We start from the raw sequence: 16,774 nt of genomic DNA on the forward strand, positions 1-16,774 counted from the left end.
CGGGTCTCGCGAGCGGCTATCTGCGGCGCGCGGCGCTCACCGCGCAGCGCTTCGTCGCCGACCCCTTCACTTCTGGCGATCGCATGTACCGCACAGGCGATCTCGCACGTTATCGTGCCGATGGCAACATCGAGTTCCTCGGCCGCAACGATCATCAGGTGAAGGTGCGCGGCTTCCGTATCGAGCTCGGCGAGATCGAAGCGCAACTCGTGGATCATGCCGCCGTGCGTGAAGCGGTCGTCATCGCGCGGGCCCGCAGCGAAGCCTCCCAGGATCAGCAACTCATCGCTTATGTCACGCTGCTCGCCGATGTCGATGCCAGTGTCTTGCGCGAGCATCTCGCCGAGCGCTTGCCCGATTACATGGTGCCCTCAGCGATCGTCATGCTCGATGCACTGCCGCTCACGCCCAACGGCAAGCTCGACCGTCACGCGCTGCCCGATCCGCACGCCGATGCCTTCGCGTTGCGTCCCTTCGAAGCGCCTTTGGGCGAGACCGAATCGTCGCTCGCCGATCTGTGGGCCGAATTGCTGGGCCTCGATCGCGTCGGCCGGCAGGATAACTTCTTCGCGCTCGGCGGCCATTCGCTGCTGGCCGTCACGCTCATCGAACGCATGCGCCGCATCGGCCTGCACGCCAATGTGCGCGATCTCTTCGCCACGCCCGTGCTCAGCACGCTTGCCGCATCGATCGAGCGCGGTGCGATTGCGCACGATATCGTCGTGCCGCCCAATGTCATCACGCGCGACACGACCGCGCTCACCCCTGCCATGCTGCCGCTCATCGCCTTGACGCAAGCGGATATCGACTCCATCGTCGAACAAGTCCCGGGCGGCATAACGAACGTGCAGGACATTTACGCGCTCGCACCGCTGCAGGAAGGCATTCTGTTCCATCACATGCTGAGCACCGAGGGCGACCCGTATCTGCAAACCGCGCGCATCGCCTTCGATAGCCGCGAGCGTCTGGATGCCTGGCTCGATGCGCTGCAACGGATCATCGCACGGCACGACATCCTGCGCACCGCCTTCATCCACGACGGCATCAGCACGCCCGCGCAAGTCGTCTGTCGCCAAGCGCCTGTCACCATCGATGAGATCGAGCTCGATCCCGCACACGGTCCGGCTGTCGATCAACTCGCGCGTCTGTTCGATGCGCGCTCGCAACGCCTGCCTCTGCATCGGGCGCCCCTGCTTCGGCTCACCATCGCGAAGGAACACGATTCGCCGCGCTGGCTCGCGCTGCTCGTGTGGCATCACCTGATCGGCGATCACGTTACGCTCGAAGTGATTCAGAAAGAGATCAGCGCATTGCTCGAGGGCCATGCCGATGCGCTCGATGTGGCGCAACCGTTTCGCGATCTGGTCGCGCAGGCGCGGCTCGGCGCCACTCAGCAGGAGCATGAAGCGTTCTTCCGCGACATGCTCGCCGCGCTCAGCGAGCCCACGCTGCCCTTCGGCTTCACCGATGTGCATCACGACGGCTCCTCGGTCGCCGAAGCTCGCGTGACGTTGCCCGCGGCGTTGAACACGCGTCTGCGCACGCAGGCGCGAGAACTCGGCGTCAGTCTCGCCAGTCTCTGTCATCTCGCATGGGCGCGTGTGCTCGACGCGGCAAGCACCGGCGATGGCCGCATCGTCTTCGGCACCGTGCTGCTCGGGCGCATGCAGGCAGGTGTCGATCAGGCGCTCGGGCTGCTCATCAACACCTTGCCGATTCGCCTCGATGTGAACGATGTCTCTGTTGTCGATAGCGTGCGTGACACGCATCAGCGTCTCGCGGCCTTGCTGCAGCATCAGCATGCCCCGCTCGCACTCGCTCAGCGATGCAGTGGCGTGGCCGCGCCCGCGCCGCTCTTTAGCGCGCTGCTGAACTATCGCCACAACCAGGCCGTCGCCGATGAACAATATGCCTTCGAGGGGATCGAGCTGCTGGGCGCCGAAGAGCGCACCAACTATCCGCTCATGCTCGCTGTCGAAGACAACGGCGAGAGCCTTGGCTTGACCGCGCAAACGCTCGCGCCGCTCTCGCCCGATCAGTTGTGCGGGTACATGGAGCAAGCGTTATCGAGCCTCGTGCAGGCACTCGAGCAGGCACCGCAGACGCCCGTCGACCAACTCGATGTGCTGCCGCCCAAGACGCGTCAGTTACTGGTCCAGACGTGGAACGATACGGCTGCGTCGTACCCTGTCGATCTGTGCATTCATCAGTTGTTCGAGCAGCAGGTCGAGCGCACGCCCGATGCGATCGCGCTGATCTTTGGAGATCAGACGCTCACGTATGCGCAACTCAATGCGCGCGCCAATCGGCTCGCGCATCATTTGATCAAGTTGGGCGTGCGTCCGGAAGATCGCGTGGCGCTGTGCGTGGAGCGTGGCATCGGCATGGTGGTGGCGTTGCTCGCGATACTCAAAGCGGGCGGCGCCTATGTGCCGCTCGATCCGGCTTACCCCGGCGAACGCCTGACTCACATCCTCACTGACTCGACGCCGCGCCTCTTGCTCGCCGATGCCATCGGCCGTGAAGCACTCGGCGATACGGGTACGTTGAGCGTGCTCGATCCGGATGCATCGCTCGATGCATCAGAGGACAATCCTCAAACCAGAATCGAACCACATCATCTCGCATACGTGCTCTTTACATCGGGCTCCACAGGCAAGCCCAAAGGCGTGATGATCGAGCATCGCCAGATGCTGAACTTCCTGTGCTCGATGCGCGATATCACCTCGATGAACGCCGCCGACACACTGCTCGCTGTCACGACGATATCCTTCGATATCGCGGGCCTGGAGTTGTATTTACCCTTGAGCGCCGGCGCGCGCATCGTGCTCGCATCGCGCAACGATGCAGCCGATCCGCTCGCGTTGCAAGCGCTCATCGATGCACACGCCATCAGCTTCATGCAGGCGACCCCGGCCACCTGGCGCATGCTGCTCGACACGCAGTGGAACGGCAGCGCGAAGCTTACCGCGCTGTGCGGCGGCGAAGCGTTGTCCGCGAACCTCGCGGCGCGTCTGAACGAGAAGGTCAAGGCGCTGTGGAATCTCTACGGTCCGACTGAAACGACGGTCTGGTCCTCGTGCTATCGCACGGGCCGCGACGCGCATAGGTCATCCACGGTATCGGTCGGCCGGCCGATTGCCAACACGCGTCTGTACGTGCTCGATGCGCACTACCGGCTCGTGCCGCCGGGTGCCGTGGGCGAGTTGTATATCGGTGGCGCGGGGGTGGCGCGTGGTTATCTCAATCGTGCCGAGCTCACCGCCGAGCGCTTCCTCGACGATCCGTTCATTGCCGATGCGCGCATCTATCGCACGGGCGATCTCGCGCGCTATCGCGCCGATGGCAATCTCGAGTTCCTCGGACGCAACGATCATCAGGTCAAGATTCGCGGCTTCCGGATCGAACTCGGCGAGATCGAAGCGCAGCTCGCGAGTCATCCGGCCGTGCGCGAGGCCGTCGTCATCGCACGGGCGCGGCGTGAAGAGACGCAGGACCAGCAGCTCATCGCCTATGTCACTGGCGCCACCGCTATCGATACGAACGCGCTTCGCGAGCATGTGACTGCGCGCTTGCCGGATTACATGGTGCCATCGGCGTTCGTCACGCTCGATGCGCTGCCGCTCACGCCCAACGGCAAGCTCGATCGGCGCGCATTGCCCGATCCGCAGTGGCAGGATCTCGCCGCTTATGTCGCGCCGCGCACCTCGCTCGAACATACGCTCGCGCAGTGCTTTGCCAGCGTCCTCGGACTCGAGCGCGTGAGTGTCTTCGACAACTTCTTCGCGCTCGGCGGGCATTCGTTGCTGGCCACGCAACTCGTATCGCGCTTGCGTCAGGCGCTTTGCATCGAATTGCCATTACGAACATTGTTCGATGCGCCGACCGTGGCTTCGCTCGGCGAAACCTTACAGCAGGAAACGGGTCGCGTGAGCGCAATCCCGACACTGCAAGCACGCACGCCGCCGCAGCATTTACCGCTGTCTTTTGCGCAGGAACGCTTGTGGTTCCTCGAACAGCTCAACCCCGGACAGTCGGCCTATAACATTCCGGTAGCCGTGCGCCTGAGCGGGTCGCTCGATGTTCCGGCGCTCGACACTGCGTTGAATGCCCTCGTGGAGCGTCACGAAAGCCTGCGTACTTCCTTCGTGCAACAAGACGGGCAGGCGGTTCAATGTATCGCGACGCAATTGCGGATCGCACTGCCTCTCGTCGAACTCGGCACGCTCGCCTCCGACGCGCAAGCCGCCGAAGTCCGCCGGATCACGCAAGCCGAAGCCACGCGAGCCTTCGATCTTCAGCACGGGCCGCTTCTTCGCGCGCGGCTGCTTCGCCTCGCCGAAGACGAGCATGTGCTGCTCTTCGCGATGCATCACATCATCTCCGATGGCTGGTCCATCGGCGTGCTCGTGCGTGAACTCGGCGCGTGCTATGAGGCCGCGTTGCATGACGAAGCGCTCGCTTTGCCGCCATTGGCCGTGCAGTATGCCGACTTTACGTTGTGGCAGCGCGATTGGCTCACCGGCGCGGAACTCGATCGACAGACGCAATACTGGCGCACTCAGCTCGCCGAACTCGCACCGCTCGATCTGCCGACTGATCGCCCTCGCCCTGCGCGGATCAGCGGACGTGGCGCAACATTGCCCTTTTCGCTGAGTCCCAACCTGTCGGAGCGCGTGACCACGCTCGCGCATCGAGAAGGCGTGACGCCATTCATGGTGCTGCTCGCCACACTCCAGACGCTTCTTGGTCGTCTCTCCGGGCAATCGCAAGTGGCAGTCGGCTCGCCGATCGCCAATCGCACGCATGCACAGATCGAACCGCTCATCGGTCTGTTCGTCAATACGCTCGTATTGCGTGCGGATCTGTCGGGCGCGCCCAGCATGCGCGAATTGCTCAGGCAAGTGCGCGATACGACGCTCGCCGCTTACGCACATCAGGACCTGCCTTTCGAAAAACTCGTCGAAGCCCTCGCGCCGGCGCGCGACACGAGCCGTACGCCGCTCTTTCAAGTGATGCTCGTCTTGCAGAATGCGCCGCTCGAGGCGCTTGCTTTGCCCGGTCTCACGCTGGAACTTCTGCCCCCGGCCGAAGCCGGCGCCAAGTTCGACCTCACGCTGAACCTGACTCACACGCACGACCGCTTCGCGGGCAGCATCAGCTACGCAAGCGATCTTTTCGATAGGCAGACTATCGTGCGTTTCGGCGAACGCTTCACGCGCTTGCTGGATCAGGCGCTCGCGCGGCCCGATGTACCGTTACATGCGCTCGAACTCGTGTTGCCTGAAGAGTATGCGCTGTTCGATCGATGGAACGACACGGCAGCCGCCTACCCCGAGCACCTCTCCATGCATCAGCTTTTCGAGCAACAGGTTCGACGCACGCCCGATGCCACCGCGCTCATCTTCGAAGACGAATCCCTCACGTATGCGGAGCTGAATGCGCGTGCTAATCGGCTTGCTCATCGACTGATCGCGCTGCGCGTGCGTCCGGAAGATCGCGTCGCGTTATGCATGGAGCGGCGCGTCGGCATGATCGTCTCGTTGATAGCCACGCTCAAGGCGGGCGGCGCATACGTGCCACTCGATCCTGCGTATCCGGGTGAACGGCTGAATCACATTCTTGCCGATGCCGCGCCTCGATTGCTGATCGCCGATGCAGCCGGCCGTCATGCGTTGGGCGACACGGGCACTCTGACGGTACTCGATCTTCATACATCCGACGACGAAACGCTCTCGCAGGCCGATCCGCAAGCACCGGTCGCGCCGCACAACCTCGCGTATGTGATCTATACGTCGGGATCGACGGGCAAGCCGAAGGGCGTCGCCATCGAACATCGAAACGCCGTCAACTTCCTGAACTGGGCGCAGAACGCCTTTACATCGAAAGAGCTTTCACACACGCTGTTTGCCACATCGATCAATTTCGATCTTTCGATCTATGAATGCTTCGCACCGTTGACCTGCGGCGCCACCGTGCATCTCGTCGACAACGTCCTCGCACTTTCCAGAAAGCCGCACGATGTGAGCCTCGTCAACACGGTGCCTTCGGCGATCACTTCCCTACTCGATGCAGGTGCATCGCTCGCATCCGTCGAGACTATCAACCTTGCGGGCGAGCCGCTCAGGCTCGCGCTGATGAAACGCATCTTCGCCGAGACCGATATCGAACGATTGTGCAATCTGTATGGCCCGTCCGAGACGACCACTTACTCGACGTGGATCGAGATGCATAGGGGCGATCACCTGAAGGAGACCATCGGCAAGCCGATCGCCAACACCCGCGTCTATCTGCTCGATGCGCGATGCAAGCCGGTGCCGCTCGGCACGGTGGGCGAAGTGTATATCGGCGGCGCGGGTCTCGCGAGCGGCTATCTGCGGCGCGCGGCGCTCACCGCGCAGCGCTTCGTCGCCGACCCCTTCACTTCTGGCGATCGCATGTACCGCACAGGCGATCTCGCACGTTATCGTGCCGATGGCAACATCGAGTTCCTCGGCCGCAACGATCATCAGGTGAAGGTGCGCGGCTTCCGTATCGAGCTCGGCGAGATCGAAGCGCAACTCGTGGATCATGCCGCCGTGCGTGAAGCGGTCGTCATCGCGCGGGCCCGCAGCGAAGCCTCCCAGGATCAGCAACTCATCGCTTATGTCACGCTGCTCGCCGATGTCGATGCCAGTGTCTTGCGCGAGCATCTCGCCGAGCGCTTGCCCGATTACATGGTGCCCTCAGCGATCGTCATGCTCGATGCACTGCCGCTCACGCCCAACGGCAAGCTCGACCGTCACGCGCTGCCCGATCCGCACGCCGATGCCTTCGCGTTGCGTCCCTTCGAAGCGCCTTTGGGCGAGACCGAATCGTCGCTCGCCGATCTGTGGGCCGAATTGCTGGGCCTCGATCGCGTCGGCCGGCAGGATAACTTCTTCGCGCTCGGCGGCCATTCGCTGCTGGCCGTCACGCTCATCGAACGCATGCGCCGCATCGGCCTGCACGCCAATGTGCGCGATCTCTTCGCCACGCCCGTGCTCAGCACGCTTGCCGCATCGATCGAGCGCGGTGCGATTGCGCACGATATCGTCGTGCCGCCCAATGTCATCACGCGCGACACGACCGCGCTCACCCCTGCCATGCTGCCGCTCATCGCCTTGACGCAAGCGGATATCGACTCCATCGTCGAACAAGTCCCGGGCGGCATAACGAACGTGCAGGACATTTACGCGCTCGCACCGCTGCAGGAAGGCATTCTGTTCCATCACATGCTGAGCACCGAGGGCGACCCGTATCTGCAAACCGCGCGCATCGCCTTCGATAGCCGCGAGCGTCTGGATGCCTGGCTCGATGCGCTGCAACGGATCATCGCACGGCACGACATCCTGCGCACCGCCTTCATCCACGACGGCATCAGCACGCCCGCGCAAGTCGTCTGTCGCCAAGCGCCTGTCACCATCGATGAGATCGAGCTCGATCCCGCACACGGTCCGGCTGTCGATCAACTCGCGCGTCTGTTCGATGCGCGCTCGCAACGCCTGCCTCTGCATCGGGCGCCCCTGCTTCGGCTCACCATCGCGAAGGAACACGATTCGCCGCGCTGGCTCGCGCTGCTCGTGTGGCATCACCTGATCGGCGATCACGTTACGCTCGAAGTGATTCAGAAAGAGATCAGCGCATTGCTCGAGGGCCATGCCGATGCGCTCGATGTGGCGCAACCGTTTCGCGATCTGGTCGCGCAGGCGCGGCTCGGCGCCACTCAGCAGGAGCATGAAGCGTTCTTCCGCGACATGCTCGCCGCGCTCAGCGAGCCCACGCTGCCCTTCGGCTTCACCGATGTGCATCACGACGGCTCCTCGGTCGCCGAAGCTCGCGTGACGTTGCCCGCGGCGTTGAACACGCGTCTGCGCACGCAGGCGCGAGAACTCGGCGTCAGTCTCGCCAGTCTCTGTCATCTCGCATGGGCGCGTGTGCTCGACGCGGCAAGCACCGGCGATGGCCGCATCGTCTTCGGCACCGTGCTGCTCGGGCGCATGCAGGCAGGTGTCGATCAGGCGCTCGGGCTGCTCATCAACACCTTGCCGATTCGCCTCGATGTGAACGATGTCTCTGTTGTCGATAGCGTGCGTGACACGCATCAGCGTCTCGCGGCCTTGCTGCAGCATCAGCATGCCCCGCTCGCACTCGCTCAGCGATGCAGTGGCGTGGCCGCGCCCGCGCCGCTCTTTAGCGCGCTGCTGAACTATCGCCACAACCAGGCCGTCGCCGATGAACAATATGCCTTCGAGGGGATCGAGCTGCTGGGCGCCGAAGAGCGCACCAACTATCCGCTCATGCTCGCTGTCGAAGACAACGGCGAGAGCCTTGGCTTGACCGCGCAAACGCTCGCGCCGCTCTCGCCCGATCAGTTGTGCGGGTACATGGAGCAAGCGTTATCGAGCCTCGTGCAGGCACTCGAGCAGGCACCGCAGACGCCCGTCGACCAACTCGATGTGCTGCCGCCCAAGACGCGTCAGTTACTGGTCCAGACGTGGAACGATACGGCTGCGTCGTACCCTGTCGATCTGTGCATTCATCAGTTGTTCGAGCAGCAGGTCGAGCGCACGCCCGATGCGATCGCGCTGATCTTTGGAGATCAGACGCTCACGTATGCGCAACTCAATGCGCGCGCCAATCGGCTCGCGCATCATTTGATCAAGTTGGGCGTGCGTCCGGAAGATCGCGTGGCGCTGTGCGTGGAGCGTGGCATCGGCATGGTGGTGGCGTTGCTCGCGATACTCAAAGCGGGCGGCGCCTATGTGCCGCTCGATCCGGCTTACCCCGGCGAACGCCTGACTCACATCCTCACTGACTCGACGCCGCGCCTCTTGCTCGCCGATGCCATCGGCCGTGAAGCACTCGGCGATACGGGTACGTTGAGCGTGCTCGATCCGGATGCATCGCTCGATGCATCAGAGGACAATCCTCAAACCAGAATCGAACCACATCATCTCGCATACGTGCTCTTTACATCGGGCTCCACAGGCAAGCCCAAAGGCGTGATGATCGAGCATCGCCAGATGCTGAACTTCCTGTGCTCGATGCGCGATATCACCTCGATGAACGCCGCCGACACACTGCTCGCTGTCACGACGATATCCTTCGATATCGCGGGCCTGGAGTTGTATTTACCCTTGAGCGCCGGCGCGCGCATCGTGCTCGCATCGCGCAACGATGCAGCCGATCCGCTCGCGTTGCAAGCGCTCATCGATGCACACGCCATCAGCTTCATGCAGGCGACCCCGGCCACCTGGCGCATGCTGCTCGACACGCAGTGGAACGGCAGCGCGAAGCTTACCGCGCTGTGCGGCGGCGAAGCGTTGTCCGCGAACCTCGCGGCGCGTCTGAACGAGAAGGTCAAGGCGCTGTGGAATCTCTACGGTCCGACTGAAACGACGGTCTGGTCCTCGTGCTATCGCACGGGCCGCGACGCGCATAGGTCATCCACGGTATCGGTCGGCCGGCCGATTGCCAACACGCGTCTGTACGTGCTCGATGCGCACTACCGGCTCGTGCCGCCGGGTGCCGTGGGCGAGTTGTATATCGGTGGCGCGGGGGTGGCGCGTGGTTATCTCAATCGTGCCGAGCTCACCGCCGAGCGCTTCCTCGACGATCCGTTCATTGCCGATGCGCGCATCTATCGCACGGGCGATCTCGCGCGCTATCGCGCCGATGGCAATCTCGAGTTCCTCGGACGCAACGATCATCAGGTCAAGATTCGCGGCTTCCGGATCGAACTCGGCGAGATCGAAGCGCAGCTCGCGAGTCATCCGGCCGTGCGCGAGGCCGTCGTCATCGCACGGGCGCGGCGTGAAGAGACGCAGGACCAGCAGCTCATCGCCTATGTCACTGGCGCCACCGCTATCGATACGAATGCGCTTCGCGAGCATGTGACTGCGCGCTTGCCGGATTACATGGTGCCATCGGCGTTCGTCACGCTCGATGCGCTTCCGCTCACGCCCAACGGCAAGCTCGATCGGCGCGCATTGCCCGATCCGCAGTGGCAGGATCTCGCCGCTTATGTCGCGCCGCGCACCTCGCTCGAACATACGCTCGCGCAGTGCTTTGCCAGCGTCCTCGGACTCGAGCGCGTGAGTGTCTTCGATAACTTCTTCGCGCTCGGCGGGCATTCGTTGCTGGCTGTTCAGTTGATGGCATCGATTCACGCGAAGCTCGGCCAGGACATTTCGATTCGCGTTCTCTTCAATGCGCCATCGGTCGCGGAACTCGCCGATCAACTGAACGCCGCGCCTTCGAACAACGAATTCGATCCGATTCTGCCTATCCGGGCATCGGGGAGCGGCGCACCGCTCTTCTGCATTCATCCGGTCGGCGGACTGGCGTGGAGCTATGCGGGTCTCGCGAAGATCATCGATGACGACCGGCCCCTCTACGCCGTCCAGACGCCGGCGTTGAAGGAGCCCGGCTACCGTCCCGCGAGCATCGTCGACATGGCGGCGGACTATATCGCGCGCATCCGCACGGTTCAGCCTCACGGTCCCTATCACCTCCTCGGCTGGTCCTTCGGCGGACTGCTCGCGTACGAAATGGCGACGCAACTGCAAAACCTTGGCGAGAAGATCGGCGAGCTCGTGTTGCTGGATTCGCGTCTTCCGGACGGACTCACTGCATCCGAAGTCGATGAATGGGCGCTGTTCGCCGCGACGTTCCCGGACATGTCGCCCGATCTCACGCTCACGCTTCAGGCAATGCAATCGACCACCGAGCGCGTGGTCGCGCTGCGTGAGCATCGGCTGATACCGGCGTATATCACGGACGAGCACGTCACAACGCTGATTGGCACGACGCAACGGAACATGCAGTTGCAATCGATGTACACGCCCCGGTCGTTCCATGGCGATATCGTCTATTTCACGGCGACGCGCTCCGAAGCGCCCGGACAACCCCGACGTAGCGCGCAATGGCGAGCGTGTGTGAACGGTTCGATCGTGAACTACGACATCGACTGCATGCATGGCGAGATGTGCCTGCCATCGTCGCTCGCGTTGATCGGACAGAACCTCGCATCGATGAATGTGATTGGTGCATCAGCGAAGTAGAGAACGAACAGCGCCACGGGCTTATAGGCCGGTGGCGCTGCCATCTAACGAAGCAATGGAAGGAGTGAAAAGAGTGCGCCGAGGCCGCCGATATGACGATCGCTCAACCTGCGCGCCGCTGCTTGCGATCGGTATGCTTGCGCACGTTGCTGGCGAGTTCCGAAATGATTTCGGTGGCTGCGCCGATGATCTGACCGAAGTCGAATCCCGCGCGCGTCATCTCCCGATAGAACGATCGTGCAAGCATCTTCGAGAGCTGGCTCGGGTTTTGTACGGATTGCGCGACGATGTCGCCGATCGTCTGATCCGAGGATCGCTTGATCGTTGCCTGAGCGAACGGCGAGGCGACGAGCTTCTCAAGCCGGTCCGCCTCGACGGATCGCGTGACGAACGTGCCGAGAATGCGAAGCAGCTTCAGATCATGTTCATCGAATTGCCGTCCGAGCCGCGGTCCCGATACTTGCACGACGCCTATCGTCTTTCCGTTCAGCGCGAGGACGGCGAACATCTTGTCGCGCGCGTCCGAGTATTCGACGATGGCCGTCTTCTCCCCGATATGCACTTCGCCGAATGCCTCCGTGCGGGCCGCGCACAACTCGACAACGCGATCGTCGACGGGTATCGAAACGACGCATCGCTTCACGCGCATTGCCTCGGCGACCATCGCTGCGAGTGCTTCCGGCGATACGTCGGTCGTCTCGGTGTCCGCAAACTCGACGAGCAGCGAATCCTGCGCTTCATAAACATGTTCGGCGCTTTTCATGAGCACTCCACCGGTAGGTTTGGATGTGCGTCAGGGTATGCGTCGAGAGTTAGTTCGCAGTTAGCCCATGACCGTGATTCGAACCGATCCGCGTCCTCATCCCACGCTAACTTTCGAAAGACACACTAAGCGTCATTCCTGACAGGTGCTCACGATGAAACGTCCCTTATTCATGCAGCGTCGCAGCATCAAGGTTCGCGACGGCCGTCTAAATATTTCCGTCGAAGAGTCCGGAAGTATCGGCACGCCCTGCGTCTTGCTGCACGGCCGCGGCGAGTGCAGCGGCGTATGGCGAACATTGACCGACGCAGCGTCGGCCGAACATCGTTTCGTGTCGATCGATCTGAGGGGCCACGGAGATTCGAGCTGGGACCCGGAGCGCGCTTACGATTCGCCAACCCTCGCGGGCGATGTATTGCAGGTTCTGCTTGCAATGAACATAAGAAAGCCCGTTCTTATCGGTCATTCGCTCGGCGGCAGTGTCGCACTGCAATTGAACGCACTGCTCGGACACCATGTTTCCGGACTGGTCATGGTGGACTTCGGACCGGAATCCGATGCATCGGGTTCACAACGCGTTCGTGCCGACATACGCGAGACGCCGGCTACATTCGACACGGTCGACGGATATGTCTCGTGGTTGCTCGAACGGCGTCCGCTGGCCAACGGCCGTGCGCTTCGCAATCTCGCGCTGCATGCGTTGCGCCGCACGCCGGCCGGAGTGTTCGAGCCGAAGCTGGACCGGCGCGTCGCCGATGAGTCGCCGCAAAAGAGGGAGCCGCAGGCGGAACAACTGTGGCAGATGCTGGCGTCCGTGCGCTGCCCGACGCTCGTCGTGAGAGGCGTCGGGTCAGCGGTGCTAAAGCCGCAGGTTGCGCAACGCATGGCGCATCACGCGCTATGTGAAGGGCAACTCGCCACGATATCCCGCGCCGGCCATGCGGTGATGACCGATAACCCCGACGAATTCAATCGTACGATCGACGCCTTCCTTGCTTCGCTGCCGGATGCCGTGAGCCGAGGTCAGTGATGTTCTCGATCATTCCCGCGCAGCTTCGCCGACAGTCGATGCCGCGACTGGTCATTGCAGTCATCGCCGGGTTCGCCGGGGCGCTGTGCAGCGCGGAGATCGCGCGTCTCATCGGCCAGGTCGCCGCCGGCCAGATCGAAACGCGCGGACTGGTAATCGTTTTCTTCGCGGTGTGCGCGGCGCAATTGCTGTTCAGAACGAGTTCGCAGATCATCGTGCTCGATTTCGGTCAGCAGGTGATCTGCAGTCTTCGAATCGAGCTATGCCGCAAGATCCTGCGCACGCCCTACAAGAAGCTGCAATCGCTCGGGAAGCCGCGCCTGCTTGCCATTCTTACCACGGACATCAACACGTTCGCGCAGGCATCGCAAATGCTGCCGCTCGCGTTCGGCAACGTCGTGCTCATTGTCGTATGCCTCGTGTATATGGCCTGGCTTTCGTGGCAGGCGTTCGCGTGCTTTTTCGTCTTTCTCGTCGTCGGGGGGGCGATCTATCACAGTATCGAACGCTGGCCCTTGCGCGAAATGCAAGCGGTGCGAGATCAGCTCGATGTCATCTTCCGGCACTTTCGTTCCTTGCTGGAAGGGACGCGGGAATTGCAACTCAACGACGCGCGAGCCCGATACTTCACCGAACACGTCGTTCATTCGACCGCACACGCATTCCGCCGATCGTTCACCCGCGCGATGCTCATCTACTCGCTCGTCGCCAACGCCGGTGGCATGCTCTTCTATGTGGCGATCGGCCTGATCCTGCTCGTCGTGCCGCACTGGTTTCCACAATCCCACGGCGTGCTCGTGACGCTCACCCTCCTGCTTCTTTTCCTGATCCATCCGGTCAGCGAAGTCATGACGATCTTGCCGATTCTTCGTCAGGCGTCGATTGCGCTTCAGCGCATCCGCATTCTCGATGCCGAGCTCACGCAGCAAGCGGACGATGACGGTCATGGGTCCGCAGACGATCCCTTCGGGGCCGCAGTCGAAGGCGTGCCGCTGATCCGGTTTTCCGCCGTATCGCATCGCTATCCGGGGCTGACGGAAGATCATCCGTTCACACTCGGACCGATCGATCTGTCGATTCGTCAGGGCGAAGTCGTTTATCTGATCGGCGGAAACGGCAGCGGCAAGACCACGCTCGCGATGCTGCTGCTCGGACTGTACGAGCCCGAGCAAGGGCACGTAGAACTGAACGGTGTAAAAGTCGAGAGAGACAACCTTGCGCATTATCGCGAGCGCTTCTCGGCCGTGTTCGCCGACTTTCATCTGTTCGATGAAGTGCTGTGTGAAGACCAGTCGCAAATCGCGAAGCAGGCGGCACAGTATCTTCACAAGCTCGAACTCGACCACAAGGTCAGCATGAAGGGCAACCGGTTCAGCACGGTCAATCTCTCTTCCGGACAACGCAAGCGCATGGCGCTCATAGCGTCGTATCTGGAAGACCGCCCGATCTATCTCTTCGACGAATGGGCCGCCGACCAGGATCCCGTATTCAGGCGCGTGTTCTACACGCAGTTGATTCCCGAGCTCAAGCGCAAGGGCAAGACGGTCATCGTCATTTCTCACGACGATGCCTATTTCGAATGCGCCGATCGTCTCGTTCAGGTTGCGAACGGGCGCCTCATCGACGTCTCTTCCGAAGCACTGAAAGAAGGCCTCTTCGCCGGACGCAGCGGCTCGGAAGTGGCCGAATAACTTCGCCGTTCGCTCGAACAAGACGTCCCCACCTACGGCGTTCGACAGCGACGCCGGCAAAGTCAGCGCCGACCAAGCAAACGTTTGGCGCGTAATTCCTTCCGGAAAAACTTAGGGTTGCGCAACCAGTGGAAGGCAAGCGCGCCGCGGAACGCTGTGCTTCGCCTATCGCCGCATGTACGGCACCGATGTGCGCGTCGCGCGCATCTTCAACACCTACGGTCCGCGCATGGACCCTCAGGACGGACGCGTCGCGTCGAACTTCATCGTGCAGGCGCTGCGCGGCGATCTAGGACCGCGCGGCTCACTCCACTTGAAACACCGCGACCGCCCGACGCAACGCTTCGGCCTGCTCGGCGAGCGATTGAGCGGCGGCGGACGCCTCTTCGACGAGTGCCGCGTTCTGCTGCGTGACCTCGTCCATCTGCGCGACGGCCACATTCACCTGATCGATGCCCATGCGCTGCTCGCCAGATGCCGCCGCCACTTCGCTCATGATGGCCGTCACGCGATTCACTGACGCGACCAGGCCTTCGATCGTGCCGCCGGCATGCTCGACGAGCGCCGAGCCGTTCGACACGCGCGCGTTCGAAGCATCGATGAGCGTCTTGATCTCCTTGGCGGCCACGGCGCTGCGTTGCGCCAGTGCGCGCACTTCGCCGGCGACGACCGCGAACCCGCGGCCCTGATCGCCTGCCCGCGCGGCCTCGACGGCCGCATTGAGCGCGAGGATGTTGGTCTGAAAGGCGATGCCTTCGATCACGCCGATGATGTCGGCCATCTGCGACGAAGCCTGCGCGATGCTGCGCATGGTCGCGACCACGTCGTTGACCGTGTCGCCGCCCTGAGTCGCGTCGCCGCATGCTTTCGTCGCGGCGTGCGTGCCCTCGGCGGCGTTGTCGGCATTCTTCGCGACCGTGCTCGCGAGTTCTTCCATGCTCGCCGCCGTTTCTTCGAGCGATGCCGCCTGAGACTCCGTGCGTTTCGACAGATCGACAGTGCCCTGCGCGATTTCGCTGGCCGCTTCGGCAATCGCCATGCTCGATGATTGAATGCCAACCACGATCGTGTTCAGACGCGCGCGCATCGTCTCGAGCGAGACCATCAGGCTGTCGGGGCTGCGGCCTTCGAGCGGGATCGCATCGCGTAGATTGCCTTGAGCGATGCGTGCCGCAAGCGCCATCGCTTCGCCCGGTTCGCCGCCGAGCGCGCGTGTAAGACCGCGCGTGATGACAAGCGCGGCTACGATGCCGGCAAGCAAGGCTGCTACGCCGAGCGCGAGCATGATCGCTTGGGCGCGGGCGTAGGCGGCGTCGGCGTCGCGGTTGGCGATATCGTTCTGTTCATCCTGCAGCGCGATCATGTCCTTCGTGGTACTCATCCAGTCCCGTTGCACAGGCCGCAACTCGTCGATCAGCACGCGAATTGCCGCCTGTTGCTCGCGCGCTTCGGCAAGCGAGATCGCCTTTTCGATGATCGGCGCGGCGGCGGCTTCGTTCGCGCGAAGCTTCTCGAATACCGCGCGTTCGCTTGCGGAGGTCTGATCGCTTTCCTTGAAGCGCGTGCCGAGTGCGTCGTAAGCCTGCGCGTAGCCTTGCGCCTGCGTACGGATGCGCGCTTTCTCCGTCTCGACCGCGGCCGCATCGGTCAGGAGCGCGATGTTGCGCAGTGCAATCATCCGGTCGCTCACCGACAGGCTCAGCACGTGCGCGAGCTTCGCCTCCGCATTGTTGACTTCGACCACTTCATCGAAGCGCGCCTGGATTTGCGACATGCTCACGAGACCGAAGACGAGCACGGCGAACAACGTTGACAGCACGATGCCGAAGCCCAGACCCAGTTTGGTGACGACCTTCATGGTTGTGATTCTCCGTAGACAGATGCGAGCGGGTTTCCCAGGATGAGAAATCCACTGCTTTCATACTGTTTACGGATAGCATTCGGTTTACTTTACGGTGCTTTCGGCGTCTTTTGACGAGTGTGCCGCGCAAAGCAACGGGCTAGCGCATCGCCTTGGTTTTGCCGTCGCTTGTACTTCCTCATTCGGGCAAATCACACCCTCAGGCATCGGGCGTCTCAAGTCTTGCGCTTCCACTGCCGATATGGCGAGATCGCTTTCGCCTCTTTAGCTCCGGACGCCACCGCTGCGCGCGAAGTAGAAACTCGAGAAGATAACTGAATGCGCTACAAAATATGCGATACATGC

Annotated in this window: 5 protein-coding genes and 1 pseudogene; 4 read left to right on the top strand and 2 right to left on the bottom strand. The window is 62.4% G+C overall.

Annotated elements, in window-relative coordinates; genetic code table 11:
* The coding region (locus tag NCS00_RS31135; protein WP_502801615.1) for a non-ribosomal peptide synthetase at nt 1–11,084 on the top strand (11,084 nt) is incomplete at its 5' end.
* Nucleotides 11,085–11,187: 103 nt separating this feature from the next.
* Here NCS00_RS31135 and NCS00_RS31140 read toward each other — a convergent pair.
* Nucleotides 11,188–11,847, bottom strand: coding sequence for a hypothetical protein (locus NCS00_RS31140; RefSeq protein ID WP_250442089.1), 660 nt, complete (start codon nt 11,845–11,847; stop codon nt 11,188–11,190).
* Between the two features lie 154 nt (nt 11,848–12,001).
* Here NCS00_RS31140 and NCS00_RS31145 point away from each other — a divergent pair, with 154 nt between their 5' ends.
* From NCS00_RS31145 to NCS00_RS31155, 3 genes and pseudogenes are all read left to right on the top strand, one after another.
* Nucleotides 12,002–12,877, top strand: a complete 876-nt coding sequence (locus NCS00_RS31145) for an alpha/beta fold hydrolase (RefSeq protein WP_250442090.1) — start codon at nt 12,002–12,004, stop codon at nt 12,875–12,877.
* Nucleotides 12,877–14,568, top strand: coding sequence for a cyclic peptide export ABC transporter (locus NCS00_RS31150; RefSeq protein WP_250442091.1), 1,692 nt, complete (start codon nt 12,877–12,879; stop codon nt 14,566–14,568). Before NCS00_RS31145 ends, NCS00_RS31150 begins: the two co-directional genes overlap by 1 nt.
* A 131-nt stretch (nt 14,569–14,699) precedes the next feature.
* Nucleotides 14,700–14,857, top strand: a pseudogene (locus tag NCS00_RS31155) (NAD-dependent epimerase/dehydratase family protein); the annotation flags it as partial.
* Between the two features lie 15 nt (nt 14,858–14,872).
* On the opposite strand, the gene NCS00_RS31160 reads toward NCS00_RS31155, so the two are convergent.
* The gene (locus NCS00_RS31160; RefSeq protein WP_250442092.1) at nt 14,873–16,426 is read right to left on the bottom strand and encodes a methyl-accepting chemotaxis protein; all 1,554 of its coding nucleotides are present in this window, start codon (nt 16,424–16,426) and stop codon (nt 14,873–14,875) included.
* Nucleotides 16,427–16,774: the final 348 nt, after the last annotated feature.

The organism is Caballeronia sp. AZ1_KS37 (genome assembly GCF_023631165.1).
In the GTDB taxonomy this organism is placed as follows: domain Bacteria; phylum Pseudomonadota; class Gammaproteobacteria; order Burkholderiales; family Burkholderiaceae; genus Caballeronia; species Caballeronia zhejiangensis.